This is a genomic window from Achromobacter spanius (genome assembly GCF_029637605.1).
Taxonomy (GTDB): domain Bacteria; phylum Pseudomonadota; class Gammaproteobacteria; order Burkholderiales; family Burkholderiaceae_B; genus Achromobacter; species Achromobacter spanius_E.
The window spans coordinates 6,134,556-6,160,438 of the sequence record NZ_CP121261.1 but is presented as its reverse complement, the minus strand read 5'-3'; the positions used below and the strand labels follow the sequence as shown (position 1 = coordinate 6,160,438).

The following is a 25,883-nucleotide window of genomic DNA, read 5'->3' as shown; positions in this document are numbered from 1 at the left end:
GCCGACACGGCGACGAGCCGCGATCAATCGAACAGCGACAACTGGCCAGCCGCCAACGCGCGCAATTGGCGTTCGCCGCGCCCATAGGCGCCGCTGACTGCGGGCAACCCGCCAGAATGGGGGACCCCTGAAGACGCTTGCGCGCCAACCGGGGATAGGAAATCGGAAGAAGAGGTGGCACCTGAAGACCTGGCACCCAAAGAGGTGGCACCCGAAAACCCACCGGCAGAGCCAGCCGCAAAGCCCGCAGCGAACAGCGAGGGCGTACCCCCTGCCATCACCGGGGGCTGGAAGCGATCGCAATCCAGCGCCAGACGGTGGCGGTTCAGCCCCAGCTTGCGGGTGGCAACGGCAAAGCGCTGACGCAGCAAGTCTGCCCAGATGCCTGTACCGCGCATCCGCGAACCGAAATTCGGATCATTGCGGCGACCATTGCGCAGGTCTTCTATGCGGTGCAACACACGCTGCGCGCGGTCGGGGTAATGGGCGTTGAGCCAGTCTTCGAACAGGGTCTTGACCTCCCAGGGCAGGCGCAAGACGGTGTAGCTGGCGTAATGCGCGCCTGCCGCCTTGGACTCCTGGAGGATGTGTTCCATGGATTCGTCGTTGATGAACGGAATGACCGGCGCCACCAGCACGCCCACCGGCACGCCGGCATCCGTCAGGCTGCGCACGGCTTCCAGCCGCCGCCAGGGCGCTGCCGCACGCGGTTCCAGCGTGCGGGCCATGCCGGCGTCCAGCGTGGTGATGCTGATGTAGACCACCACCAGATTCTGTTCCGCCAGCGCCGCCAGCAGGTCCAGGTCGCGCGCCACCAGCGCGTTCTTGGTCACGATGGTTACCGGATGCCGGGTTTCCAGCATCAATTCCAGCATGCCGCGCGTCAGGCGCCAGTCGCGTTCGATGGGCTGGTAGGCGTCGGTAGCAGAACCGATATTGATGGGCGACGGCTTATAGCCAGGGCGCGCGAGCTCGGCGCGCAAGGCCTCGACGGCGTTGGCCTTGGCAACCAGCCGGGTTTCAAAATCCAGCCCGGGCGACATGCCCAGGTAGGAATGCGTGGGCCGCGCGTAGCAATACACGCAACCGTGCTCGCAACCCCGGTAAGGGTTGACGGCAACGTCGAAGGGGATATCGGGCGAATCATTGCGCGACAGCATCTTGCGGGCTTCTTCCGCGGTAACCGTCGTCTTGGGAGCGGGCGGCTCCAGGCGCGTATCGGGCAGGATGGGAATGACCGTCGCGCCGCGCAAGGAGCCAGAGCCGGCTGCGGGGGAATGGGCGGACGTGCTTTCGGGAGAATCGTCGGAGGAATTATCAGGGACGGATTCGACGAAATCCGCTGGCAGGCCGGAGCCGGACCAGCCGTCATCGACCTGCACACGGTCATCGCGCTGAAAGCGATGCCGAACATTAGTAACCGCACCCCGACCGCGCAAGGCGGCGGGGGCGGCAGCCGGGGACCCAGAACCGGCGGGAAAAGAATGATCGGTGCGTGCCATAAAAACTACTGTACAAAAACACAGTGGTTTTGACAAGCACCAAAAGCCTTTTCGTAAAACAGCCCCACTTTACCGCAAGACGCGGAGCGCGTCTGAACAAATCGATTTCACCAGGCGATATCGCCTGGAAACCCGCACCAGCATTACGTTTGGCAGAAATACAACACAAAAAAAAGGGCTGAAAATTCGTTGTTTTCCAGCCCAATCCCGGCCTAACGCAACATGCCCGCCGCCGCAGTCTGATGCGTGGCTTCGTCGATCAAAATAAAGGCCCCCGTGGCCGGAACATCGGCATAGCGATCCACTGCCAAGGCCTCGCGCGTGGTGAAGGTCACGCGACCAATGTCGTTCATCTGCAAGGTGCCTTCGGTGTTCTCGACTTCCTGCAATTCGTGGATGTCGCGATGCGACAGCACCGCGCGAATCTTCGCCGACGTCAGTCGCGTGCCCGACTTCAACAGATACTTGCGTGCCGGATTCAAGGCTTGCGCATCCAGCCAGCAGAGCTCGGCTTCGAACTCGCGCGTCACTTGCGCGGGCGCGGCGGTGTGCACGATCACGTCGCCGCGCGACACGTCCACATCACGGTCCAACACCAGCGTGACGGAATCGCCGGCCACCGCCTCATCCAACACGCGGTCGAACACGCGCACCTCGCGAACCACCGCCGTCACGCCCGACGGTTGCACCGTGACAGCATCGCCCGCGCGCAGCACGCCGCTGGCCACGCGCCCCGCGTAGCCGCGAAAGTCTTCCTTCTGATCGCCACCGTGCCGCGCCACCCATTGCACCGGAAAGCGCAGCGGCAACGCGCGCCCGTCGCTGGCAAGATCCAACGATTCCAGCAACGCCAGCAAGGGCTGGCCTTCGTACCAAGGCGTCTTGGGCGACAGCGTCACCACGTTGTCGCCATTAAGCGCCGACAACGGCAGCACATCAAAATGCGCAATGCCCAGTTTGGTGGCCAGGTCCGCATACGCATCGCGGATGCGGTCGAACACGGCGCGGTCCCAATCCACCAGGTCCATCTTGTTCACCGCCACCACAATGTGGCGGATGCCCAGCAGCCGCGCGATCGTGCTGTGCCGCTTGGTCTGCGGCAACAGCTTGCCGTCGGCCGCGCGCGTCGCGTCGATGAGTATGACCGCCACATCCGCCGTCGATGCGCCCGTCACCATATTGCGGGTGTACTGCTCGTGGCCCGGCGCGTCCGCGATGATGAACTTGCGCGCGGGCGTGGAGAAATAGCGGTAGGCCACGTCGATGGTGATGCCCTGCTCGCGCTCGGCTTCCAGGCCGTCGGTCAGCAGCGAAAAGTCGATGCCGTCGCCCGCGACCCGCTTGTGCTTGGCGCGCGAGATGGCGTCCAGCTGGTCGGCGAACACGCCCTTGCTGTCGTAGAGCAAGCGGCCGATCAAGGTGGACTTGCCGTCATCGACGGAACCCGCCGTGATCAAGCGCAGCACGCCCGTGCCGGCGCCGGAAAGAAAAGAATCGTTCAGTGCATTCATGTGCGTCCCCTGCCGCCGGCCGCAGCCGGCGTTGTGCATTCAGAAATAGCCTTCCTTCTTGCGGCGCTCCATCGAGGCCTCGGAAGTCTGGTCGTCCATGCGCGTGGCGCCGCGCTCGGTGATGTCGGTCACAGCCGTCTCGGCGATGATGGCGTAGCTATCGGCGGCGTCGGAGGCCACCGGGCAGGTGCACGAGATATCACCCACCGTGCGAAACCGTACCGGCAGCCGCTCGACCTGTTCGCCTTCCTGTGGCGGAGTCAGGCGGGTTACGGGCACCAGCAGGCCCTTCCTGCGCACCACCTCGCGTTCGTGGCTGTAGTAGATGGACGGCAGCGCCAATTGCTCGCGCTGGATGTATTGCCAGACGTCCAGCTCGGTCCAGTTCGAGATCGGGAACACGCGCATGTTCTCGCCACGATGCACGCGGGTATTGAACAGGTTCCACAGTTCGGGGCGCTGAGCCTTGGGATCCCATTGGCCGAACTCGTCGCGGAACGAAAAGATGCGTTCCTTGGCACGCGCCTTTTCTTCGTCGCGCCGCGCGCCGCCGATGCAGGCGTCAAAGCCGAATTCCTCGATCGCTTCCAAGAGCGTCACCGCCTGCGCCGCGTTGCGCGAATCCGTTTCGCGGCGCAACACCACGCTGCCGCGCTTGATGGAATCTTCAACACTGCGCACGATCAGTTCCTCGCCCAGCTCTGCGGCGCGCTGGTCACGAAAGGCGATGACTTCATCGAAGTTGTGGCCGGTATCGATGTGCATGAGCGGGAACGGGAAGCGTCCCGGACGGAAAGCCTTTTCGGCCAGGCGCAGCAGCACCACCGAATCTTTGCCGCCCGAAAACAGCAGCACGGGCTTTTCGCTTTCGGCGGCCACCTCGCGCATGATGAAAATGGCTTCGGATTCCAGCCAATCCAGGTGGCTGCGTTGGATCACAGCGGACATAGGTTATTCCCCTAAAACAGATTGTGAATTCATGGATGGCGTCACTCGCCGCGCGCCACGATGCCGATAACGCGGTTACCCGCATGCAGGCCGCATTCCTTGGAGTCCGACGACTCCCACCACCAACGCCCCGCGCGCACGTCCTCGCCCGGCCGAATGGCGCGCGTACAGGGCTCGCACCCGATCGACGGGTAGCCCTGGTCGTGCAGGGGGTTGTAGGGAACGCCCAGCACGCGGATCACGGCCCAGACCTCGTCCTCGGTCCATTCGGCCAGCGGGTTAAACTTGTAGAGGCCGAAGACCGGGTCCTGCTCTTCCAGCGGCAATTCGCCACGGGTGGTGGATTGCTGGCGGCGTTGCCCGGTAATCCAGGCGCCGCGTCCGGCCAGCGCACGCTTGAGCGGCTCGACCTTGCGGATCTGGCAACAGGCTTTGCGCAGGTCGACGCTTTCATAGAACGCATACGCACCATGCGCCGCAACGTGCTCATCCACCGCCGCCGCATTCGGCCGACACACCGTGACATCGCGCCCATAGCGCGCGCGCACGGCGTCCAGCACGCCCAGCGTTTCGGCATGCAGGCGGCCGGTGTCCAGCGTGAACACTTCCAGGTCCAGGCCGGAGTCATAGATGGCGTGCGTCAGCAACATGTCTTCGGCCGCCAGCGACGAGGCCAGCGCGGCGTCGGGATAGCGCCGCTGGACCTCGGCCAGGCGTTCGGTCAAGGTGTTCCAGCGCACGGCCAGCGCCGCGTCCAGGTGGGAAGAAAGATCAGCAACAGTCGTCATGCTTGCACCGCAAAAATCTGGGCGCGACGGGGGCGCGCCAACAAGGTATCGCCATCGCGCAGATCCATCTGCCGGTACAGGTGCTCGGGCACTTCCGCTTCGATGATGGCGTCGGAATCCTGGCGCGCCAGTTCCAGATAGGCGCTGGGGCCGGCCAGATAAGCGTGCGACAGGCGCACGGCAATGCCCTCGCCGCCCGCGCGATAGCGCTCGATCTCGAACTCATGCGGACGCACATACGCGGTGGCGCGCCGCGCCTCGGCTTGTGCCAGGTCGGGCGCGGGCAACGACAGCCCGGCCCCTTCCCAGACGCCGCGCGCGGCCACGCCCTGCAGTTGGTTCACATCGCCCAGAAAGCCGTATACGAATGGCGTCGCCGGTGCTTCCCAGACCTCGCGCGGCGAACCCACCTGCTCAATGCGGCCGGCGTTCATCAGCACCACGCGGTCGGCGACTTCAAGCGCCTCTTCCTGGTCATGCGTCACGAACACGCTGGCCACGTTCAGCTCGTCATGCAGGCGCCGCAGCCAGCGGCGCAGTTCCTTGCGCACCTTGGCATCCAGCGCGCCGAAGGGCTCGTCCAACAGCAGCACCCTGGGTTCCACGGCCAGCGCGCGCGCCAGGGCGATGCGCTGGCGCTGCCCACCCGACAACTGCGCCGGGTAGCGGTCCGCCAGCCAGTCCAGTTGCACCAGCGTCAGCAGGTCATGCACCTTGCGCTGGATCTGGTCTTCGGAAGGACGCTGCGACCGATGCTTCACGCGCAGCCCAAAGGCAACGTTTTCGAACACCGTCATATGCTTGAACAGCGCATAGTGCTGGAACACGAAGCCCACCTGACGCTGGCGCACATCGACGGCGGTTGCGTCTTCGCCCGCGAACAGCACGCTGCCGGTATCGGGGGCTTCCAGGCCCGCGATGATGCGCAGCAGCGTCGTCTTGCCACAGCCCGAGGGTCCCAGCAACGCCACCAGCTCGCCAGTTTCAATATGCAGCGACACATCATTCAGCGCGCGAAACTGCCCGAACCGCTTGGATAAATTGCGAACTTCGATACTCATGCTTGTCTCCGTCTGAGCCGCCGCGCGTTACGCCGCGGCCGGCTTGAGGCTTGCCGTCGCCGGCCCGGGATACTCGACCGGCAGGTCGGCGGCCCGCAGGAACCGGGCGTTACGCCACTCGACCACGTTCTTCGCCACCAGCGTCACCAGCGCCAGCAAGGCCAGCAACGACGCCACGGCGAACGCCGCGGAATACTGGTATTCGTTGTAGAGAATCTCGACGTGCAGGGTCATGGTGTTGGTCAGCCCGCGAATCTGCCCCGACACCACCGACACCGCACCGAACTCGCCCATGGCCCGCGCATTGCACAGAATGGCGCCGTACAGCAGCCCCCATTTGATGTTGGGCAGCGTCACCCGCCAGAAGATCTGCCAGCCGCTGGCGCCCAGCGTCAGCGCGGCCTGTTCCTCTTCGCTGCCTTGCGCCTGCATCAACGGAATCAGCTCGCGCGCAACAAAGGGAAAAGTCACGAACAAGGTTGCCAGGACGATGCCGGGCACGGCATAGACAATCTTCCAGTCGTGGTCCTGCAACCAACCGCCCATCCAACCTTGGGTGCCGAACAGCAGGATGAAGACCAGCCCGGCCACCACGGGCGATACCGAAAACGGCAGGTCGATCAGCGTGATCAGGAACTGCTTGCCGCGAAACTGAAACTTGGTGATGGCCCAGGCGGCGGCCACGCCGAACACCAGGTTGACCGGCAGCGCAATCGCGGCCACCAGCAAGGTCAGCCGGATCGCAGATAACGCATCGGGCTCGACGATGGCGGCCAGGTACAGCTGCCAGCCCTTCTTGAACGCCTCGGCAAAGACCGCCGCCAGTGGCACCAGCAGGAACAGCGTCAGGAACGACAGCGCAATGAACAACAGGATGCCGCGCACCCAGCGCGGCTCGGTCAAATGGGCAGGACGATCCGCTGCGCTCATGCCAGCCTCCCGAGGTTGCGGCGGGCTTGCCAGCCTTGCAGCAGGTTGATGACCAGCAGCAGCACAAATGACAGCACCAGCATCACGGTTGCGATGGCGGCTGCACCTGCGTAGTCGAACTGCTCAAGCTTGGAGATGATCAACAGCGGCGTGATCTCGGACACCATGGGCATGTTGCCGGCGATGAACACCACTGACCCGTATTCACCGACCGCCCGCGCGAACGCCAGCGCAAAGCCCGTCAGCAAGGCGGGCAGAATGGTCGGCAACAGCACGCGGCGTATGGTCTGCCAGCGGCTGGCGCCCAGACTGGCGGCGGCCTCTTCGATCTCGCGTTCCACATCTTCCAGCACGGGTTGCACGGTGCGCACCACAAAGGGCACGCCGATGAAGATCAGCGCAATCACGATGCCCAGCGGCGTGAACGCCACCTTCCATCCAAACCATTCTGACAGCGGCCCGCCCAGCCAGCCCTTCTGCGAATACAGCGCGGTCAGCGCGATGCCAGCCACCGCCGTCGGCAACGCAAAGGGCAGATCCACCAGCGCGTCCAGGATCTTCTTGCCCGGAAAGCGGTAACGCACCAGCACCCACGCCACCACCGAGCCGAACACCAGGTTCACCAGCGCCGCCAGCAGCGATGCGCCAAAGGTCAATTGATACGACGCCATCACCCGGGGCGCGGTCACGGTATCCCAGAAGCCTTGCCAACCAAGCTCGGCGCTTTTGATGGGCAGCGCCGCCAGGGGGATGAGCACGAGCACGCTCAGGTACAGCACCGCGTACCCCATGGAAATACCGAATCCGGGCAGCACGCCCGGGCTGTTGCGCCGTCTGGCAAACAGCGCTGGCGCGCCACTTGCCGTCGGGTTGGAGGCTGTCGTCATGGAAATCTTCCCAGAACCTTGTCGTTATTTTTTCTGCGGCAGATAGATCTGGTCAAAGGTGCCGCCATCGCTGAAATGGTCCTTCTGCGCCTTGCGCCAGCCGCCGAAGATCTTGTCGTCGATGGTGACGAGCTTGAGCTTGGGAAACTTGCTTTCGTACTTGGCGGCCACCGTCTTGTCGATGGGCCGGTAGTAATTCCTGGCGATGATCTCTTGCGCCACCGGGGTGTACAGGAATTCCAGATAGGCCTGGGCTGCGGCCCGCGTGCCCTTCCTGTCCACGACCTTGTCGACCACGGCCACCGGCGGTTCCGCCAGGATGGACAGCGAGGGCACCACAATGTCGAACTTGTCCGGACCCAGCTCTTCCTGCGCCAGAAAGGCTTCGTTTTCCCAGGCCAGCAGCACGTCGCCCACACCGCGTTCCACGAAGGTGGTGGTGGCCCCGCGTGCGCCGGTGTCCAGCACCGGTACGTGCTTGAGTAGATCACTCACGTAGGCGCGCGCCTTGTCTTCGCTGCCGCCGCTCTTCTCCAGCGCGTAGGCCCACGCGGCCAGATAGTTCCACCGCGCGCCGCCCGAGGTCTTCGGGTTGGGGGTGATGACCTGCACGTCGTCCTTGATCAGGTCGTCCCAGTCCTTGATGCCTTTGGGGTTGCCCTTGCGCACCAGGAACACGATGGTCGAGGTATAGGGCGAGCTGTTCCGCGGCAGGCGCGACTGCCAGTCCTCGGGAATCAAGCCGCGGTCGGCAATGGCGTCAATGTCGTAGGCCAGCGCCAGCGTCACCACATCGGCTTCCAGCCCGTCGATGACCGAACGCGCCTGCCGGCCGGAACCACCGTGCGACTGACGGATGGTCAGATCGACACCAGCCTTGTCCTTGTATTGCTTGATGAAGGCGTCATCAATGGCGCGATAGAGTTCGCGCGTGGGGTCGTAGGACACGTTCAACAGCGTTTGCTTCTGCTGTGCCTGAACCGGTGCCATGGCCGTCAGAGAAACCGCCGCCACCGCCAGCGCGGCCAACCAATTCGCTTTCCCGAACGCCATTCCTTGCTCCCTGTCTTTGGCAATATGGAAGCAAGTGTGCGGGTTGGGCTTGCTGAACGGAACGAATCATTATTTGATTGCTCATCGCTCGCAGGCATATAGGACGGCCGTCCCAACCAAGAAAAAACCGCCGCGTTTCCCTATGGGAACGGCGGCGGTTCGGGCGGCGGAAAACCGCCTGCGGAGCGCGGGGGCTACCCCCGGAAATCCGAATTTACTTATTCGGTTGCGGCGTAACGCGCAGGTACGGACGCACGGCCTTGTAGCCTTTGGGGAACTTCTCTTTGATGACGGCTTCGTCCTGCAGGGACGGGACGATGATCACGTCATCGCCATCTTCCCAGTTGACCGGCGTGGCCACGCTGTGGCTGTCCGTCAGTTGCAGCGAATCAATGACGCGCAGGATCTCATTGAAGTTGCGGCCCGTGCTGGCCGGGTACGTGATGATCAGGCGCACCTTCTTGTTGGGGTCCACGATGAACACGGAACGCACCGTCAAGGTGGCGTTGGCGTTCGGGTGGATCATGTCGTAGAGCTCGGAGACTTTGCGGTCCTTGTCGGCCAGGATCGGGAAGTTGACCTGGGTGGACTGCGTGTCGTTGATGTCTTCGATCCACTTGGAATGGGAATCCGTGCCGTCAACCGACAAGGCCAGCACCTTTACGTTGCGCTTGGCGAATTCGTCGGCAAGCTTGGCCGTGTAGCCCAGTTCGGTGGTGCACACGGGCGTGAAGTCGGCCGGATGCGAAAAGAGTACCCCCCAGCTATTGCCCAGATACTCGTGAAAGCGGATGGGACCGGCCGAGGAATCCTGTTCAAAATCAGGGGCGGTGTCGCCCAGACGTAGATGACTCATGGTGTCTCCTGTATGCGGATTGAGTGGGAGGGATCTGGCCGCCCCGTCGACGGGCAGCGCAGAATGGCGCTTGGATAATCAGCTTAGCGCGTCAGAAACGATTCTTCCATCAAACCTTTGACCGACGAAATACGCAAGCCATATAACCTTATGCAATATTTGCGTCCGCCCCGCAGGCGTCCGCCACGACCCCTGCACGCACCGCGGCGGACAAGGCCAGCGCGCGCGGCAGGATGTGCGCGGCATAGAACAGCCCCGTCGCAATCTTCGACTTGTGGAACGGGTCCGATGACCCCGCCGCCAGATGCCGGCGGCATGCCAGCACCGCGCGCGCCATCTGCCATCCGCCGTGCACCACGCCGGCCAGCATCAGGTACGGCACGCTGCCGGAAAACACCGCGCGAACGTTCACGGCCGACTGCTCAAGAATGAAGCCCACGCCCGCCTCGTAGGCCTGGATGGCGCCATCCAGGTTGTCGCGCAAGAGGCGCAGCGCGTCGCGTTCGGGCGCGGCGGCGCGCGCCGACTCGGCCTCGACCGCGCGCAGCGTCTCGCGCATGGCCGCAATGGCCGCGTAGGCGGTAGCACCGCCGTCGCGTTGCGTTTTGCGGCCCACCAGGTCGTTGGCCTGAATGGCGGTCGTGCCTTCGTAGATGGGTAGGATGCGCGCATCCCGATAAAACTGCGCGGCGCCGGTTTCCTCGATGAAGCCCATGCCGCCATGCACCTGGATACCTAGCGAGGCGACTTCGACGGCGATCTCGGTCGAATAGCCCTTCACAATGGGCACCATGTATTCGTAGAACGCCCGGTTGCGCGAACGCTGCTCGGGGTCGGGGTGATGGGTGCCCTTGTCGTGCGCGGCAGCCGTCACATACGACACGGCGCGGGCCGCTTCCGTCAACGCTTTCATGGTCAGCAACATGCGCTGCACGTCGGGATGGCGCACGATGGCCACCGGCGCGGCCGACCCTTCCACCGCACGCCCCTGAACCCGCTCGCGCGCATACGCCAGCGCATGCTGATAAGCACGCTCAGACACGCCGATGCCCTGCTGGCCTACCGAAAAGCGCGCGGCATTCATCATGATGAACATGTACTCAAGGCCACGGTTCAATTCGCCGACCTGGTAGCCCACCGCGCCCTCACCGACGTCGCCCTTGCCCGAGCCGTACAGCAACACCGCCGTCGGGCTACCGTGGATGCCCAGCTTGTGTTCCAACGAGGCGCACCAGACGTCGTTGCGCTTGCCCAAGCTACCGTCTGCCTCGACCAGGAACTTGGGCACGATGAATAGCGAAATGCCTTTCACACCCGCCGGCGCGTCCGGCGTGCGGGCCAGTACCAGGTGAATGATGTTTTCCGCCAGGTCGTGTTCACCGAAGGTGATGAAGATCTTTTGGCCGAACAGGCGGAAGCTGCCGTCGTCCTGCCGCACCGCGCGCGTGGCGACCTGGGCCAGATCGGAACCCGCCTGCGGCTCGGTCAGGTTCATGGTGCCCGTCCACTTGCCCGCGATCAGGTTGGGCACGTATTCCTTGCGTTGCGCGTCAGAACCCACGGTCAACACCGCTTCGATAACCCCATCAGTCAGCATCGGACACAAGGAAAACGCCAGGCTGGCGGCCTGGATGTTCTCGGCCGGCGCGGCCGCAACCAGCTTGGGCAAGCCCTGCCCGCCCCAGGCCTGCGGATGCTGCAAGCCCTGCCAGCCGCCCGCGGCGTAGTCCTTGAAGCCCTGGGCATAGCCGGGTGTGGTGGTGACCTGCCCATCGTTCCAGACGGGCGGATGCGTGTCGCCGGGCACGTTCAACGGCGCCACTGCCTGCTCCACGAAGCGGCCGTTTTCTTCCAGGATGGCGTCAACCAGGTCCGGCGTCACGTCGTCAAAGCCGGGTAGTTTAAGGATGTCGTCCAGGCCGGCCAGTTCTTTCAGCGTGAAGCGGAAGTCCTGTAGCGGGGTGATATAGGGCATGGTGTCTCCGGGTGCAAAACGACGGCGAGGCGCCTGGCGCCTCGCGTCTGCTGCATTTTTGAATTCGCGTCTTAACTCAGATGGTACGCCAAGGACACAATGATCGGTCCCAGCACGGGCAACAGCACGTTGGCGATGGCATAAGTCACCGTGTAGCCCAAGAGTGGCACGGAACTGCCGCTGGCATTCAAGATGGCGCTGATGGCGGGCGTGCTGACGTGCTGGCCCGCAATGGCCCCCACCAGCAAGGGGCCTTCGATCTTCAGAATCTTGTGGCCCACCCACAGCGACAGGCAGGCGGGTCCCAGCGACACCAGCAAGCCGATCACAGGCAGCACGGCGCCATGCTCGCGGATGAGCGATAAGGCCTCGGGCCCCGCCGACAAGCCTACGCACGCCACAAAGACCGCCAGCCCAAGGTCTTTCAGGAGTTGCACGGCGTGGTCCGGCATATGGCCAAGCGAAGGCCGCTTGGCGTTGATCCATCCGCAGACCAACCCGCTGACCAGCGCCCCGCCGCCACTGCCCAGCGACACCGGAATGCCCCACAGGCGCGCGCTCAGGCTGCCGATCATCAGGCCCGCAAGAATGCCAAAGGCCAGGAACACCAGATCGGTGATGCCGCTGCGGCGAAGTTCATTGCCCAGCGCGGCGCCGGCTTCCGACAATTCGGGTTCGGTACCCACCAGTGTCACCAGGTCGCCATACTGCACAACGGTGGCCGGCGTCAGCGGCAACAGGTGGCCCGACCGCATGATCGATTGCACGAAGACGCCACGCGCGCGCCGAGCCCCCGGCCGTTTCGCCAGATCCCCCATCGTGGTTCCGTTGATCGCCTTTTTATTGACGATCACGGCCAACTCGCTCATATGAAGATCGTCCGCGTGCGCTTCGGGCAGCAGGATTTCAGGCCCCACGACCGTGCCAGCCCGCAGCGCGAAACGGCGCAAGCCCAGCACCACCACCACATCGCCGGTGGCCAAGGTGTCTTCTGGCGCAGCGTTTACGGCTTCACCGTTGCGCAAGATGCGGCTGATCACCGTGCGTCCGCCCAACTGCGCCTCGACGTCGCCGACCTTCATGCCGTCGGCATCCTTGACGACGTGCGCGCGCCCCACCAGGCGCGGCAAGGTAGGCAGGTTAACGTCCTCGTCATCGCCCGACGCCACGCCCAGCTTGGCTTCCAGCGCTTTGGACGCCTCGCGCAAGTTGATCCGCAGCAGCGCGGGCGCAACCTGGCTGGTGAAGAATACGATGCTGATCAGGCCCACCAGATAGGTCAGCGTGTAGGCCGTGGCAATATTGGCTTCCATGCGCTGCACCTCGGCGTCCGGCAGGCCCAGGTGCTTGAGCGCTTCAGCGGCCGTGCCCACCACCGCCGATTCAGTCGCCGCACCCGCCGCCAGGCCCGCCGCCGTGCCGGCGTCCAGGCCGAACAGTGGCACGGCCGCCAGGACGATACTCAGCACCAGCAGCGCCTCGATGATCGGCAAGGCGATGTAACGCAGGCTGGACCGGTTCAGGTTGGCGAAGAACTGCGGGCCGCCCGAGTAACCCATGGCAAAAATGAACAGCGCGAACGCAACCTCTTTCAGGTCGCCGCGCATCTGGCAACCCGTCTGGCCGATCAGCAGGGCGACGATGAGCGTGCCGCACACGCCGCCCAGCTGAATCGGCCCGACCTTCAACTTGCCGATCAGGTATCCCAAGCCCACTGTGACAAACAACACCGCAATGGGGACGCTGTTGAAAAACCCGACTGAGCATGTCATAAGATCAGGTCGCCTGTGGTGGTTGTCTACTTGCGAGTCGTGGCCTTCTTGGCGGATTTGGCGGCAGTGTCCGCCTGCTTCACCGCTTTCTTCACCGCCGTCTTGGCTACCTTCTTCGCCGCCTTCTTGGCCACGCGCTTGGCGGCGACCGCCTTCACAGTCTGTCCCTTGCCGGCGGTCGGGCCCGAACGCACCAGCTCGGATGCCTTCCATGCCTCGACGTACTCCGTCGCGGACTCGACCATGTACTTGCCGATCTTGGCGTAATCCGCGTCGTCCAGATTGGCCAGCGAGATGCGGATCGACCACGGCGGCCCACCGAACCCGCCACCGTCCATCAGCACCACGCCGGTTTTTTCAGCCAGCCGGAACAGGAAATCCACCGGCTCGTAGTTCGAAGTCATGTACTTGCAGAAGGCGTCGCCATACATGACCTTGGCCCACACCATGAAGTCCAGTTCCACGTAATACCAGGCGCGGGCGGGGTCTTCCGGCGGCAGCGGTATGCCCAGCCCACTCCACAGCGCGTCGCGGCGGGCGCGCACGATCTCCATGGTCAGATGCTTGTAGGAATCCTTCAGATCCAGCAGGTGCGACAACGCGAAGAACCCCATTTGCACCTGTTGCGGCAGCGACAGGCCAGCCGTGTGGTTCAGCGCCACATTGCGGCTGTCGGCCACCATGCGGTCAATGAACTTCAGCTTTTCGGGTTCCATCGTCATGGCGCCATAGCGCTTGTTCAGCCGCTGCTTCCATGCCGCGGGCAGCTCGGCGATACGCCTGTCCATGGTGTTCTTCTCGTGCGTGGCAATCACGCCAAGACGCCAGCCCGTGCAGCCGAAGTTCTTCGAGAAGGAATACACGCAGATGGTGTTGTGCGGCACCTCGGCCATCAGCGAACGGAAGTTCGGCACAAAGGTGCCGTACACGTCGTCGGTCACCAGCACCAGGTCCGGATTCTTGCGGATCAAGCGCACGATCTGCTTCATCTCGACCGCGTTGAACGCCACCGACGGCGGGTTGCTGGGGTTCACCGTGACGGCAAGCTTGATCTTCGGATTTTCCAGCTTGGCGATTTCAGAGGCAGGATAGTGCCAGTCATGCGTGCCGTCGGCGCGCACGCTGCTGGCGTTGATGGCGACGATCTTGAACTGGAAGCGCTCAAGGTGCGCAATTTCGATATAGGGCGTGAACGTAGGCAGGAATAGCGCGATGGTGTCGCCCTGCTTCAACAAGCCGTTCTGCATCAGCGAATCGAAGATGTAGCACATGGCGGCGGTGCCACCTTCGACCGGGAACAAATCGAACTTGCCCTTCGGGGGGCGACCATCGCACATTTCCTTGATCAGGTAGTCATGCACGATCTGTTCAATGTGCACCAGCGCGCGCGGCGGCACGGGGTAGTTGTCACCGATGATGCTGTCGGTAAGCTCGTGGATCCACTCGTCGGGATCAAAGCTCTTGATCTTCACGCCATACTCAAGCACGCCCACCAGAAAGTCGTAGCCGTTCTCGCCCTTGTGCTTGGACAGGAATTTACGCAGGCGGTCGGCGCAGCCCTTCTTGGCCGGCATGCCCGCCAGGATGGCGTCATCGCGCACGCGGCGCGCTTCCTTCATGGCAAATTGGCCCATCAGGAAAAATGCGTCGCGCGGTTCGGTGGCAATCCAATTTGGATTACCACGTCCGGCGTTCAACATGGTCAGGGCAGCTGTTTGCTGATTTTCCTTGGCCAGGGTGATCAGATAATCCTTCAGTTCAAACGGAGACAGCTGTTCCAGGTCTCGCTGGCGCGAACGGGTGGTCTTCAAAGCCGAGGCCAAACTGACAGTAAGAGGCGAGGTAGTAGCCATTATTCAGTACTCCTGGTTTGGAACGCTAGGTCATGAGCATGACAATGACAATGCCCCAAATAATGAGCAGGGTATTGCCAATCGCATAAGGAACCGTGTAGCCCAGGGCGGGCACCTGGCTCTTCGCCGTTTCCGTGATTTGTCCAATTGCCGCCGTCGTAGTGCGGGCGCCGGCGCACACGCCCAGCACGATGGCGGGATGGAATTTGAAGACATACCGGGCAATGAAAACGCCCAAAATCATCGGCACGCTGGTGGCGATGATGCCGGCCACAAAAAGCTTGGCGCCCAGTTGCTGGAAGCCCTGCACGAAGCCAGGCCCCGATGTAATGCCGACCACGGCCACGAACGCGGTCAGCCCAACCGATGTCAGGAACCAATGCACGGGTTCCGGTACTCGACCGAAGGTAGGATGCACGGATCGCAGGTAGCCAAAGATCAGGCCGGAAATAAGCGCCCCGCCCGAGGTCGACAAGGTGATGGGAATACCGCTGACCGTCAGCACCAGCGAGCCAAAAAGCCCGCCCAGCAAAATGCCGAAGCCCACGAAGACCATGTCGGTCTGCTCGGTCGCCCGGTCCACATAGCCCAGCTTGCCCACGACCCGCTCAACGTCGCGTTTCGCGCCCAATACGAAGAGACGGTCGCCGCGGTCCAGCTTCAGGCCCCAGTTGACCGGCATCTCGTGCCCACCACGCACCACCTTGCGCAGGAACACGCCGCGGCCAAGTTGGCGCACGGTCTCGTTTTCCGCCAGTTCCTTGAGGGTCTTGCCGGCCACGTTCTTGTTGGTCAGCACCACCTCGACAATCTCGGCCGGCAGGTTGATCACGTCCCGGTCTTCGACTTCGTTGCCGATGATGCCGCCCGCCTGCAAGACCAGCGCGTCGTGGCGGCCCGTCACGCCCAGCACATCACCCGCCTGCAGCACCGTGCTGGAGTCGTTATCGATGATCTGATCGCCGCGGCGGATGCGTTCGACGAATACGCGCGCGTCGACAAAGCGTGCTTCCAGGTCGCCAACCGTCTTGCCCACGAGTTCGGTGTGGTCCAGTTTGTAGGCGCGCGCCGTGAATTTGCGGTAGCCCGAGAGTTCCATGGAATCGCCGCCGCCAGACATCTGGGCTTCGTATTCCTTGCACTCTTTGACGATGTCCACGCGCATCAGCTTCGGGCCCAGCGAGGCCAGCAACCACGCGCTGCCAACGGTGCCGAAGATGTAGCAGACGGCATAGGCCACGGGAATGCTGTCGATCCACTGCTTCTTGGTCGCCGCGTCCACGCTAAGCCCGTTGATCGTGTCCGTTGCCACGCCCATGACAGCGGATATGGTCTGCGCGCCCGCCAGCAGCCCGGCTCCGGTACCGGCGTCAAAGCCGAAACCCACCGCCGTGGCCCAGGTGACCAGCAAGCAGATGACGCAAATGATGACCGCGAAAATGACCTGGGGAAGGCCATCGCTTTTCATGCCGCGGAAAAATTGAGGGCCGACGCCGTAGCCTAGACCGAAGAGGAAGAGCAGGAAGAACACCTGCTTGAGAATCGGGGCGATGGTGATATCAAGTTGGCCGACCAGCACGCCCACCAGCAAGGTCCCCGTTACCGCGCCCAGATTAAATCCGAAGAGCTTTTTAGCTCCTATCCAATACCCCAAGCCCAGGGTAAGGAAAACCGCCAACTCTGGATACTTACGCAATGTCTCAAAGAACCAATCCATCCCGAATCTCCTTCGTTCTGTACAGGTCGAGCACGTGCGCGAAAAATCCTGCTGCGCGCGAAGCACATTATCAGAATCTTTCAGAAAATCAAAAGAAATACTACAGGCATATCAAATAGTCGAAGAAGATTGCAGATCAAAAAAAGCCCCGCGGACCTGCGTCCGCGGGGCTTTCATACTAGTGAAGTCGCTGTGCGTTACAGCGCGCCGGTCAGTTCCGGCACGACCTGGAACAGGTCGCCCACCAAGCCATAATCCGCCACGCCAAAAATCGGCGCTTCGGGATCTTTGTTGATGGCCACAATGACCTTCGAGTCCTTCATGCCGGCCAGATGCTGGATGGCGCCCGAGATACCGACGGCCACGTACAACTGCGGCGCGACGATCTTGCCGGTCTGGCCAACCTGCCAGTCGTTCGGGGCATAGCCCGCGTCGACGGCGGCGCGCGAAGCACCCAATGCGGCACCCAGCTTGTCAGCCAGCGGGTCCAGGATCTTGAAGTTTTCGGCGCTGCCCAAGCCACGGCCGCCCGAGACCACGACGCGAGCGCCGGCCAGTTCGGGGCGGTCGCTCTTGGCCACTTCGCGGCCCACGAACGCGGACTTGCCCGAATCGGCAACGGCGGCGATCTCTTCCACGGCGGCCGAGCCACCTTGCGCGGCAACGGCGTCAAAGCCCGTCGTACGCACGGTGATGACCTTCACGGCGTCAGCCGATTGCACGGTGGCAATGGCGTTGCCCGCGTAGATGGGGCGCTGGAACGTGTCGGCGGATTCCACGCCGATGATGTCCGAAATCTGCGCCACGTCGAGCTTGGCCGCCACGCGCGGCGCCACGTTCTTGCCCGACGCGGTGGCCGGGAACAGGATGTGGCTGTAGTTCGACGCCACGGCCAGCACCTGGGCAGCCACGTTTTCAGCCAGGCCGTCGGCCAGTTGCGGCGCGTCAGCCAGCAGGACCTTGGCGACACCGGCGGCGGCAGCGGCTTGGTCAGCCACGGCGCGTGCGTTGGCGCCGGCGACCAGCACATGCACGTCGCCTCCGATCTTGGCGGCGGCGGCGACGGCGTTCAGGGTTGCGCCCTTCAACTGGGCGTTATCGTGTTCGGCAATAACCAGCGTCGTCATCAGACCACCTTCGCTTCGTTCTTGAGTTTGTCCACCAGGGCCGCAACGTCGGCCACCTTGATGCCGGCCTTGCGGGCGGGCGGCTCGCTGACCTTCAGGGTCTTCAGGCGCGGCGCGGAATCAACACCCAATTCTTCGGGCGTGACGGTGTCCAACTGCTTTTTCTTGGCCTTCATGATGTTCGGCAGCGTGACGTAGCGCGGCTCGTTCAGACGCAAGTCGGTGGTGACGATAGCCGGCAACGTCAGCGTCAACGTTTCCAGGCCGCCGTCCACTTCGCGAGTGACCGTGACTTTGCCATCGGCCAGTTCAACCTTGCTGGCGAACGTGGCTTGCGGCCAGTCCAGCAGCGCGGCCAGCATCTGGCCGGTTTGATTGGCATCGTCGTCGATGGCTTGCTTGCCCAAGATCACCAACTGCGGCTGCTCTTTGTCGACCAAGGCCTTCAACAGCTTGGCCACGGCCAGCGGCTGCAGTTCGGCGTCCGTCTGGACCAGCACGCCGCGATCGGCGCCAATGGCCATGGCGGTGCGCAGCGTCTCCTGGCATTGCGCAACGCCGCAAGAAACCGCCACGACTTCAGCGACGGCACCCTTCTCTTTGAGCCGGGTCGCTTCTTCGACGGCGATTTCGTCAAAGGGGTTCATGGACATCTTCACATTGGCGATATCCACGCCAGTCTGATCCGACTTGACGCGCACCTTGACGTTATAGTCAACGACGCGCTTGACAGGTACCAACACCTTCATCCCGCTGCCTCCAAATGGAAATAAATACCCGGCATGCGCCGGGATCGCATTGCACAATTTTTTCCTGATTCTACAGCTTCGCCAGCGCTCGTATATGTGCAACCACGCTGCGCCCTAGGGCAGATAAGTTGTAACCACCTTCAAGCGTGCTGACGATCCGGCCCTGACTATGCCGTTCGGCCACCTCTACAAGCTGCTCGGTGATCCAGGCGTAGTCGGCTTCCACCAGCCCCATCTGGCCCATATCGTCCTCGCGATGGGCGTCGAAACCCGCCGAAACCAGGATCAATTCCGGGCGGTAGGCCTCAAGCTTGGGCAGCCAGGTGTCGGTGACGATCGTCCTGACCGCGGCCCCCACCGTGTAGGCGGCCACGGGCACGTTCACCATGTTGGCCGCCGGTTGCTCGGTGCCGCTGTTGGGAAAGAGCGGATGCTGGAAGAAACTGCACATCAGTACCCGTTCGTCGCCCGCGAAGACGTCTTCGGTGCCGTTGCCATGGTGCACATCGAAATCAACGATGGCCACGCGCGACAGGCCGTGGAATTCCAGCGCATGGCGCGCTGCGATCGCCACGTTGTTCAAAAAGCAGAACCCCATGGCCTGCGAACGGCAAGCATGGTGGCCGGGCGGACGCACCGCGCAGAACGCCGTGCGGGCTTCGCCGCCGATCACTGCGTCCACGGCCGCCACGCCTGCGCCCGCTGCGTACAGCGCGGCTTCATAGGTGTGGGAATTCATCAGCGTGTCCGGATCGATCGGGTAATACCCTTGGTCCGGCGTATGTTCGCGCAAACTGTCCAGATACTGGACGGTGTGCACGCGCAGCAGGTCGTGGCGCGACGCCTGGGGCGCCTGCCGATCGTCCAGATAAGGCATCAAGCCGCTGGCCAGCAACTGGTCGGAAATGGCGTCCAGCCTCTGCGGGCTTTCGGGGTGCCAACTGCCCATTTCATGCAAGCGGCATGTCGGGTGGGTAAGATACATGGTCTCCATAAGGAAGATTATGTTCATCTGTCGGCGATTACTGCAACTCGGAACGCTCTCCGCCCTGCTGGCGGGCTGCTCCACCACCGCTCCCACCGCTCCAAATTCGCTTTCGGCCCAACCCACGGCCGCCTCCGCCAACGGCGCAATCCGCATCGGACCCACCACGCCGACACCAGGTTCCGAACTGCCGGACGACGCGCCCGCCACACTGACCGCCACCGGCGTACTGCGCCCGGAAGTGCGCACCTTCGTCGAGGAACTGGCGGCCGAGCGCCAATTGCCGCTGGACCCGATGGTCAAGGCGCTTGAGAGCTCGCGCTACAACGCCACGGTGTCGCGCTTGATCGCTCCGTCACCACCGGGCAAGAAAATCTGGCGTAGCTGGCTCACCTATCGCTCGCGCTTCGTGGAGCCCAAACGTATCAGTTGGGGCGTGGACTTCTATAACGAAAACCGCGACCTGCTCAACCAGGCGGCCCAGCGCTTCGGCGTGCCGGCGCCGATCATCGCGTCGATCATCGGCGTTGAAACCCTGTACGGCCGCAACATGGGCAATTTCCGGGTACTGGACGCGCTGGCCACGCTCGCCTTTGATTACCCCGACCCCAACAAGCCCGAACGCGCCACGATGTTCCGCGGCCAACTGGCGGACTTCCTGACGCTGGTCATGAAAGACAAGCTGGAACTTGAAACGCAAGGCTCGTATGCGGGCGCCATCGGCATGCCGCAGTTCATGCCGACCAGCATCATGCATTACGCGGTGGATGGCGACGACAACGGCCATATCAACCTGACGAGCAACACGCAGGACGCCGTCATGTCAGTGGGCAGCTTCCTGGCCCAGCATGGCTGGCAACGCGGTTTGCCGGTCTTCGCGCCCGTGGTGCTGCCGGCGGATCCAACCGCCCTGGTGGACGGCGGGCTGGAGCCCAAGCAAAGTTGGAACACGCTGTCGGCGGCCGGCGCGCGCTTGCAACCGGGCGCATCCAGCGCGGGCTGGAGCACACAGCCCCTGGGCGTTGTCGACCTGGTCGAGGAAGCACGAGGCACGGCCCAATACCGAGTCGGCACGCCCAACTTCTTCGCCTTGACCAAGTACAACCGCAGCTATTTCTACGCCACCTCGGTGGCGGACCTGGCCTACGAGATCCAGGCGCGGGTCGCCCACTGATCCGCCACCCGCTGATATCCCGACCTGAAAAAAATCGCCCCGTTCATGACGGGGCGATTTTGTTGTGGGTTGGGCTGGCGGCCCGAGCCAAGACAGGCTTAGTTGAAGACGCCCGTCGACAGGTAGCGGTCGCCACGGTCGCAGACGATAAACACGATGGTCGCGTCATTGACGCGCTCGGCCACGCGCAACGCGGCAACCAGCGCGCCCGCGGACGAGATACCGCCAAAGATGCCCTCTTCCGCCGCCAGGCGGCGCGCCATGGTTTCGGCTTCCGACTGCTCGATGGATTCGTAGGCATCCACACGGCTGCGGTCGAAGATCTTGGGCAAATAGGCCTCGGGCCACTTGCGGATACCGGGGATCTGCGAACCTTCGGCCGGCTGCGCACCGACAATCTGTACGGCCGGATTGCGCGACTTCAGGTAGGTAGACACCCCCATGATGGTGCCCGTGGTGCCCATGGCGCTGACAAAGTGGGTAATGCGCCCATCGGTTTGCGTCCAGAGTTCCGGACCGGTGGATTCCACGTGCGCACGCGGATTATCGGGGTTGGCAAATTGGTCCAGCACCACGCCCCTGCCGTCCGCCTGCATCTCGGTGGCCAGGTCGCGGGCATACTCCATGCCGCCCTTGTCGGCCGGCGTCAGGATCAGCTCGGCGCCATAAGCCGCCATGGCCGCACGGCGTTCCACCGACAGGTTGTCGGGCATGATCAAGATCATGCGGTAGCCCTTCATCGCGGCCGCCATGGCCAGGGCGATGCCGGTGTTGCCGCTGGTGGCTTCGATGAGGGTATCGCCCGGCTTGATGTCGCCGCGCGCTTCCGCGTGCTGGATCATCGACAAGGCCGGGCGGTCCTTCACGGAACCGGCGGGGTTGTTGCCTTCCAGCTTGGCCAGGATGACGTTGCCACGCGCGGCGCCCGCGGCACCGGGAATGCGCTGCAAACGCACCAAAGGCGTATTGCCGACGGTCTGCTCGATAGTGGGGTAGGTAGTAGTCATGCGAAAGATCATAACTCCGCCCGACAGCGAGCGCGGGCAAAAGCCGCGCTCGTGCCAGGGGTTCCCAGACTGCCGGCTGGCGTCAGGGCCGGCTGGGCGGTGGGGTCGCGGCTTTGCCGGAGGCCGGCCGGTTGGCGGGCTTGTCGGCCGGTTTGGAAGCGGCCGCACTGCTTGGCGCTGCGGCCGGGGCCGCCGGTGCCGCAGCACCGGTTGCATTGGCCGCGGCATCCCCTTCACCCACCTGCAAGCCGGCCGCTTCCAGTGCCTTTGCCTTCTTCTCGCCGATACCGCGCACACGCTCAGCCAGGTCTTCGAACGAATCAAAGCGGCCGCCCCGCTCGCGTTCGTTGATGATGATCTCGGCCGTGCGGGGACCAATACCGCGGATGGTCTCCAATTGCTGCGCGCTGGCCTGGTTCACATCCAGCGCCCGCGCTTCGGGTGCGGCGAAACCGAGGCCGCCAATGAGCAGGATCGCACCCAGGGTGTGCTGCCACAAGCGGCGCCCGCCTTGCGTGCCCGCGGCCGCCTGGCGCGAATGGCGTTTGTGCCAGGGCATGGTCAAGGAGCGCCGGGCGACGGTGGGTACGGAAAAAGCGTTCATGGGAAGTCTCCAGAAAGAATGGGCGCGGCAGGTGCCGAACCACACCCAGATCATGGCTTCCCGACCCGCTTTTGGGCCGCGCAGTGAATGGAATGATCCACCTCGGGAACTACGCGGGCGAAGCAATTCGGGGGCAAAAAAAAGCCACCTCAAGGGTGGCTTCTTGTCATGGCGCCTTAGCGCGATATCAGCGGCGAGCGCGCCAATACCGAACGTATTCGGCCACGCCCGTCTGCACATCCCGCATGGGCGCCTGAAAACCGACGGCACGCAGTTGCGTGACATCGGCCTGCGTGTAGCTCTGATAGCGCCCTTTGAGATCGTCGGGGAACGGGATATAGCGAATCAGGTCCAGTTCCACCAGTTGCGCCAAGGTCAACTCGGCCTCTCCCCGTTCGGCGCGCAGCGTGTTCACGACCGCGGCGGCCACGTCATTGAACGGCTGCGCCCGCCCCGTGCCGCAGTTGAAGATGCCGGATTGCTCGGGGTGATCCAAAAAGTGCAGGTTGACCGCCACCACGTCTTCGACCGAGATGAAGTCGCGGCTTTGGCCGCCATCCACATAGCCGTCCCAGCCCGCGAACAGCCGCACGTGGCCATGCTCCAGGAACTGGTTCATGTTATGGAACGCCACCGAGGCCATGCGGCCCTTGTGCTGTTCGTGCGGACCGTAGACGTTGAAGTAGCGCAGACCCACGACTTGCGCCCTCAGGCTGTCCATGCGCTTGCGCAGCACCTGATCGAACAGCAGCTTGGAATAGCCATAGACGTTCAGCGGCCCTTCGTTGGCCGGGTCTTCCACATAGACCGACGACGCGCCATAGACGGCGGCGGACGAGGCATACAGGAACGGAATGCGGCGCGCCTGGCAGAACTCGAACAGTTCCAGCGTGACGCGGTAATTGTTGTCCATCATGTAGCGGCCGTTGCGCTCGGTCGTGTCCGAGCACGCGCCTTGATGCAGCACCGCACGCACCTCGGGCAAGCTTCCGTCAGCCACACGGCGGCGGAAGTCGTCCTTGTCCATGTAGTCGGCGACCTGGCAATCGACCAAATTGACGAACTTGTCGCCCTCGGTCAAATCGTCAACCGCGATGATGTCATGGATGCCGCGGCGGTTGAGCCCGCGCACCAGGTTGCTGCCTATGAAGCCCGCGGCTCCGGTTACGACGATCATGAGGATTCTCCTGCCAATTCCGCGGCGGTAACGACGGACGTGCCCAGCTTGCCCACGGCGATGCCGCCGGCCTTGTTGGCCCAGCCCATCGACTCGGTCCACGGCAAGCCGATGGCGCGTGAAACCGCCAGGGTGGCCAGCACCGTATCGCCTGCGCCGGACACATCGAACACTTCGTGCGCCTGCGCATCAATGTGGTCGCGTCCCGCATCGGTAAACAATGTCATGCCCTGCTCGGAACGCGTCACAAGCAGTGCTTCCAGGTCAAGATTGGCGCGCAAGCGTTGCGCGCGATCGGTCAATTCGGCTTCGGAATTCCAGCGGCCCACGGCCTGCTGCATTTCCGCCCGGTTGGGGGTGACCAGCGTCGCGCCGCGATAGCGCGAATAGTCGTCGCCCTTCGGGTCCACCAGCACCGGAATGCCGGCATGGCGGGCCATGGCCACAAGCGATTCAACGCGCGTCAGCACGCCCTTGGCATAGTCGGACAGCACCACGACATCGTGATTGGCCAGATGCCGGGCCAGCGCGGCATCCACGCTATCCAAGGCGGCGGATTCAGGATGCTGCTCGAAGTCCACGCGCAGCAATTGCTGTTGGCGGCCCAGCACGCGCATCTTCAGCGTGGTATGCAGGGACGGGTCAGCGATCAGGTCGGTATGAATACCGGCTTCGGCGGACAGGCGGCGAATGCTGTCGCCTGCTTCGTCCGCACCCAGCACGCCCACCAGGGTCACCTGGCCACCCAGCGCCGCGACGTTGCGCGCCACGTTGGCGGCGCCGCCCAGGCGGTCTTCACGGCGCGCAACGCGCACCACGGGCACGGGGGCTTCCGGCGAAATACGTTCGACTTCACCGAACCAGTAACGGTCCAGCATCACGTCGCCAACCACGAGGACGCGGCCTTGGGAAATGGCTTCGGCGGGAAAAGGCTTCATTCAAGTTCTTCCAGGCGGCGCGGCGCATAGGTCTCCCAGGCGTTGCAGCCGGGACATTGCCAGTAAAAACGACGCGCTTGAAAACCGCAACTGCGGCACGCATAGCGGTCCAGGCGTTGCGTATGCTTGTGAATCAGGCTGCGCAGCAGCGTCAGGTCGGCGCCGGGTACCGGCCCCTTTTCGGTGCCACCTTCCGGATTGGCCAATTCGGCTTCCAGCAAGCGGTCCAGGCCCAGCAAAGACGGGTGGCTGCGCAACGCGCCGCGCGCGAACGCCCAGGCCACTTCCGACCCTTGCTGCGCGCGCAGTTCGCGGAACACGACGTTGAAGAGGTCCAACGAGGCGTGGCGCTGATATTGCTTCATCAGGAAATCCAGGCCCGCCTCGATCTGATTGGCTGCGCGATAGTTGGCCAGCAGTTGCTCGGCCACCAGACCCGCGAATTCGGGCGCGTCGGTCATGACCGATTCCAGATAAAGCCGTTCGCGCTTCGGGTCCTGCTCCAACGACGCCAGGCGGGCGCGCAGCATGGCGGTGCGCACCATGGCGCCCTTGCCTACCGTGGCATCGGTGGTCGACAAGGCATGGTCGGCAGCATCCAGCGCCTTGTGCGCCGCATCCACATCCGCGGGCTTGGCCGATAGCGCGGTTTGCGCCTGCTCGCAGTAATAGTGCACGATTTGCGGCACCGGCTCGTCGACCAGGCCCTGCAAGGTCTTGACCGCTTCGATCGCGCGCGGCCAGTCGTGCTCGGACTCGAAGATGCGGATCAGGGAACGCAGCGCAGGCAGCGCGTAGCGCGTGTCCTTCAACTGCTCGAAACCGCTTTCGGCGCGGTCCAGCATGCCGGCTTTGAGAAAGTCCTGCGCCAGTTCATGCTGGGCGTGCTCGCGTTCGGCGTCAGGCAGGTCGGAGCGGCTGAGCAGGCTTTGGTGCACGCGGATGGCGCGCTCCATTTCCCCGCGCCGGCGGAACAGGCTGCCCAACGCGAAGTGCAGCTCCGTGGTTTCCGGGTCCAGCTTGGCGACTTCGACAAAGGCGTCGATCGCGCGGTCCGGCTCTTCATTGAGCAGGAAATTCAGCCCCCGGAAATAAGAGTCAGGCAGGCTGCGGGTTTCCCGAAGCATCTGCCGGATATCGAAGCGCGCGGCCAGCCAGCCCAGCGCAAACAACACCGGCACGAAAATCAACCACCAAGGTTCAAAATCCACGGTTCGGGCTCTTGCGGTAATTCAGTGCGGGATACAGGACGTGCGGTGATCGGCCCGC

At 63.5% G+C, this 25,883-nt stretch carries 22 protein-coding genes; 1 reads left to right on the top strand and 21 read right to left on the bottom strand.

Translation table 11 applies throughout. From position 1 onward, the window contains the following. Nucleotides 1-23: 23 nt before the first annotated feature. The 16 genes from P8T11_RS27545 to P8T11_RS27470 all read right to left on the bottom strand — a co-directional run bounded on the left by P8T11_RS27545 (nt 24) and on the right by P8T11_RS27470 (nt 19,723). The gene (locus P8T11_RS27545) at nt 24-1,502 is read right to left on the bottom strand and encodes a PA0069 family radical SAM protein (protein ID WP_268079129.1); all 1,479 of its coding nucleotides are present in this window, start codon (nt 1,500-1,502) and stop codon (nt 24-26) included. Between the two features lie 212 nt (nt 1,503-1,714). Further along, a complete protein-coding gene (locus P8T11_RS27540) occupies nt 1,715-3,013 on the bottom strand; it encodes a sulfate adenylyltransferase subunit 1 (protein WP_268079130.1) in 1,299 nt (432 codons plus the stop codon). A gap of 39 nt (nt 3,014-3,052) precedes the next feature. Continuing rightward, complete coding sequence (gene cysD, locus P8T11_RS27535; RefSeq protein ID WP_268079131.1) at nt 3,053-3,961, bottom strand: sulfate adenylyltransferase subunit CysD; 909 nt, start codon at nt 3,959-3,961, stop codon at nt 3,053-3,055. Between the two features lie 41 nt (nt 3,962-4,002). Next, nucleotides 4,003-4,749, bottom strand: a complete 747-nt coding sequence (locus P8T11_RS27530; protein WP_268079132.1) for a phosphoadenylyl-sulfate reductase — start codon at nt 4,747-4,749, stop codon at nt 4,003-4,005. After that, nucleotides 4,746-5,810, bottom strand: a complete 1,065-nt coding sequence (locus P8T11_RS27525) for a sulfate/molybdate ABC transporter ATP-binding protein (RefSeq protein WP_268079133.1) — start codon at nt 5,808-5,810, stop codon at nt 4,746-4,748. Before P8T11_RS27525 ends, P8T11_RS27530 begins: the two co-directional genes overlap by 4 nt. Before the next feature lie 27 nt (nt 5,811-5,837). Next, nucleotides 5,838-6,740 carry a sulfate ABC transporter permease subunit CysW gene (gene cysW / locus P8T11_RS27520; protein ID WP_268079134.1) on the bottom strand — a complete coding sequence of 301 codons (903 nt, stop codon included), beginning with the start codon at nt 6,738-6,740 and terminating at the stop codon, nt 5,838-5,840. Then, the gene (gene cysT / locus P8T11_RS27515) at nt 6,737-7,627 is read right to left on the bottom strand and encodes a sulfate ABC transporter permease subunit CysT (RefSeq protein WP_268079135.1); all 891 of its coding nucleotides are present in this window, start codon (nt 7,625-7,627) and stop codon (nt 6,737-6,739) included. The genes cysW and cysT overlap by 4 nt, the downstream gene beginning before the upstream one ends. Before the next feature lie 24 nt (nt 7,628-7,651). Then, nucleotides 7,652-8,680, bottom strand: coding sequence for a sulfate ABC transporter substrate-binding protein (locus P8T11_RS27510; protein ID WP_268079136.1), 1,029 nt, complete (start codon nt 8,678-8,680; stop codon nt 7,652-7,654). 214 nt (nt 8,681-8,894) lie between these two features. Next, nucleotides 8,895-9,536, bottom strand: coding sequence for a peroxiredoxin (locus tag P8T11_RS27505; protein WP_100857180.1), 642 nt, complete (start codon nt 9,534-9,536; stop codon nt 8,895-8,897). 148 nt (nt 9,537-9,684) lie between these two features. Continuing rightward, the gene (locus tag P8T11_RS27500) at nt 9,685-11,511 is read right to left on the bottom strand and encodes an acyl-CoA dehydrogenase (protein WP_268079137.1); all 1,827 of its coding nucleotides are present in this window, start codon (nt 11,509-11,511) and stop codon (nt 9,685-9,687) included. Between the two features lie 71 nt (nt 11,512-11,582). Continuing rightward, nucleotides 11,583-13,283, bottom strand: a complete 1,701-nt coding sequence (gene aspT, locus P8T11_RS27495) for an aspartate-alanine antiporter (RefSeq protein ID WP_268079138.1) — start codon at nt 13,281-13,283, stop codon at nt 11,583-11,585. Nucleotides 13,284-13,309: 26 nt separating this feature from the next. Then, nucleotides 13,310-15,136 carry a bifunctional aspartate transaminase/aspartate 4-decarboxylase gene (locus P8T11_RS27490; protein ID WP_268079139.1) on the bottom strand — a complete coding sequence of 609 codons (1,827 nt, stop codon included), beginning with the start codon at nt 15,134-15,136 and terminating at the stop codon, nt 13,310-13,312. A 25-nt stretch (nt 15,137-15,161) separates the two neighbouring features. Then, nucleotides 15,162-16,853 carry an aspartate-alanine antiporter gene (aspT, locus tag P8T11_RS27485; protein ID WP_268079140.1) on the bottom strand — a complete coding sequence of 564 codons (1,692 nt, stop codon included), beginning with the start codon at nt 16,851-16,853 and terminating at the stop codon, nt 15,162-15,164. Nucleotides 16,854-17,050: 197 nt separating this feature from the next. After that, the gene (locus P8T11_RS27480; protein ID WP_268079141.1) at nt 17,051-17,980 is read right to left on the bottom strand and encodes an electron transfer flavoprotein subunit alpha/FixB family protein; all 930 of its coding nucleotides are present in this window, start codon (nt 17,978-17,980) and stop codon (nt 17,051-17,053) included. Continuing rightward, complete coding sequence (locus tag P8T11_RS27475) at nt 17,980-18,729, bottom strand: electron transfer flavoprotein subunit beta/FixA family protein (protein WP_268079142.1); 750 nt, start codon at nt 18,727-18,729, stop codon at nt 17,980-17,982. The genes P8T11_RS27480 and P8T11_RS27475 overlap by 1 nt, the downstream gene beginning before the upstream one ends. A 70-nt stretch (nt 18,730-18,799) precedes the next feature. Further along, entirely contained in the window at nt 18,800-19,723 is a 924-nt protein-coding gene (locus P8T11_RS27470) for a histone deacetylase family protein (protein WP_268079143.1), read from the bottom strand. A 10-nt stretch (nt 19,724-19,733) separates the two neighbouring features. Between P8T11_RS27470 and mltB the strand changes: the two genes are divergently transcribed. Further along, the gene (mltB, locus tag P8T11_RS27465; RefSeq protein WP_268079144.1) at nt 19,734-20,888 is read left to right on the top strand and encodes a lytic murein transglycosylase B; all 1,155 of its coding nucleotides are present in this window, start codon (nt 19,734-19,736) and stop codon (nt 20,886-20,888) included. Between the two features lie 98 nt (nt 20,889-20,986). Here mltB and cysM read toward each other — a convergent pair whose 3' ends face one another. The 5 genes from cysM to lapB form a co-directional block, all read right to left on the bottom strand. After that, nucleotides 20,987-21,895 carry a cysteine synthase CysM gene (gene cysM, locus P8T11_RS27460; protein ID WP_100857887.1) on the bottom strand — a complete coding sequence of 303 codons (909 nt, stop codon included), beginning with the start codon at nt 21,893-21,895 and terminating at the stop codon, nt 20,987-20,989. Between the two features lie 82 nt (nt 21,896-21,977). Beyond that, complete coding sequence (locus tag P8T11_RS27455) at nt 21,978-22,499, bottom strand: ComEA family DNA-binding protein (protein WP_268079145.1); 522 nt, start codon at nt 22,497-22,499, stop codon at nt 21,978-21,980. Between the two features lie 187 nt (nt 22,500-22,686). Then, complete coding sequence (gene rfaD, locus P8T11_RS27450; protein WP_268079146.1) at nt 22,687-23,676, bottom strand: ADP-glyceromanno-heptose 6-epimerase; 990 nt, start codon at nt 23,674-23,676, stop codon at nt 22,687-22,689. Next, nucleotides 23,673-24,614 (bottom strand): D-glycero-beta-D-manno-heptose-7-phosphate kinase, encoded by a 942-nt coding sequence (gene rfaE1 / locus P8T11_RS27445; protein ID WP_268079147.1) that lies wholly within the window; start codon nt 24,612-24,614, stop codon nt 23,673-23,675. Before rfaE1 ends, rfaD begins: the two co-directional genes overlap by 4 nt. Next, nucleotides 24,611-25,825 carry a lipopolysaccharide assembly protein LapB gene (lapB, locus tag P8T11_RS27440; RefSeq protein ID WP_268079148.1) on the bottom strand — a complete coding sequence of 405 codons (1,215 nt, stop codon included), beginning with the start codon at nt 25,823-25,825 and terminating at the stop codon, nt 24,611-24,613. Before lapB ends, rfaE1 begins: the two co-directional genes overlap by 4 nt. Nucleotides 25,826-25,883: the final 58 nt, after the last annotated feature.

What these genes read in the sequence shown, in the direction of transcription:
- cysW (WP_268079134.1), bottom strand. Translation starts at nt 6,740, where the DNA reads ATGAGCGCAGCGGATCGTCCTGCCCATTTGACCGAGCCGCGCTGGGTG.
- rfaE1 (WP_268079147.1), bottom strand. Translation starts at nt 24,614, where the DNA reads ATGAAGCCTTTTCCCGCCGAAGCCATTTCCCAAGGCCGCGTCCTCGTG.
- cysM (WP_100857887.1), bottom strand. Translation starts at nt 21,895, where the DNA reads ATGACTACTACCTACCCCACTATCGAGCAGACCGTCGGCAATACGCCT.
- P8T11_RS27525 (WP_268079133.1), bottom strand. Translation starts at nt 5,810, where the DNA reads ATGAGTATCGAAGTTCGCAATTTATCCAAGCGGTTCGGGCAGTTTCGC.
- P8T11_RS27545 (WP_268079129.1), bottom strand. Translation starts at nt 1,502, where the DNA reads ATGGCACGCACCGATCATTCTTTTCCCGCCGGTTCTGGGTCCCCGGCT.
- aspT (WP_268079140.1), bottom strand. Translation starts at nt 16,853, where the DNA reads ATGGATTGGTTCTTTGAGACATTGCGTAAGTATCCAGAGTTGGCGGTT.
- P8T11_RS27530 (WP_268079132.1), bottom strand. Translation starts at nt 4,749, where the DNA reads ATGACGACTGTTGCTGATCTTTCTTCCCACCTGGACGCGGCGCTGGCC.
- rfaD (WP_268079146.1), bottom strand. Translation starts at nt 23,676, where the DNA reads ATGATCGTCGTAACCGGAGCCGCGGGCTTCATAGGCAGCAACCTGGTG.
- P8T11_RS27500 (WP_268079137.1), bottom strand. Translation starts at nt 11,511, where the DNA reads ATGCCCTATATCACCCCGCTACAGGACTTCCGCTTCACGCTGAAAGAA.
- P8T11_RS27510 (WP_268079136.1), bottom strand. Translation starts at nt 8,680, where the DNA reads ATGGCGTTCGGGAAAGCGAATTGGTTGGCCGCGCTGGCGGTGGCGGCG.
- P8T11_RS27490 (WP_268079139.1), bottom strand. Translation starts at nt 15,136, where the DNA reads ATGGCTACTACCTCGCCTCTTACTGTCAGTTTGGCCTCGGCTTTGAAG.
- P8T11_RS27470 (WP_268079143.1), bottom strand. Translation starts at nt 19,723, where the DNA reads ATGGAGACCATGTATCTTACCCACCCGACATGCCGCTTGCATGAAATG.
- cysT (WP_268079135.1), bottom strand. Translation starts at nt 7,627, where the DNA reads ATGACGACAGCCTCCAACCCGACGGCAAGTGGCGCGCCAGCGCTGTTT.
- P8T11_RS27455 (WP_268079145.1), bottom strand. Translation starts at nt 22,499, where the DNA reads ATGAACGCTTTTTCCGTACCCACCGTCGCCCGGCGCTCCTTGACCATG.
- P8T11_RS27475 (WP_268079142.1), bottom strand. Translation starts at nt 18,729, where the DNA reads ATGAAGGTGTTGGTACCTGTCAAGCGCGTCGTTGACTATAACGTCAAG.
- mltB (WP_268079144.1), top strand. Translation starts at nt 19,734, where the DNA reads ATGTTCATCTGTCGGCGATTACTGCAACTCGGAACGCTCTCCGCCCTG.
- cysD (WP_268079131.1), bottom strand. Translation starts at nt 3,961, where the DNA reads ATGTCCGCTGTGATCCAACGCAGCCACCTGGATTGGCTGGAATCCGAA.
- P8T11_RS27505 (WP_100857180.1), bottom strand. Translation starts at nt 9,536, where the DNA reads ATGAGTCATCTACGTCTGGGCGACACCGCCCCTGATTTTGAACAGGAT.
- P8T11_RS27540 (WP_268079130.1), bottom strand. Translation starts at nt 3,013, where the DNA reads ATGAATGCACTGAACGATTCTTTTCTTTCCGGCGCCGGCACGGGCGTG.
- P8T11_RS27480 (WP_268079141.1), bottom strand. Translation starts at nt 17,980, where the DNA reads ATGACGACGCTGGTTATTGCCGAACACGATAACGCCCAGTTGAAGGGC.
- aspT (WP_268079138.1), bottom strand. Translation starts at nt 13,283, where the DNA reads ATGACATGCTCAGTCGGGTTTTTCAACAGCGTCCCCATTGCGGTGTTG.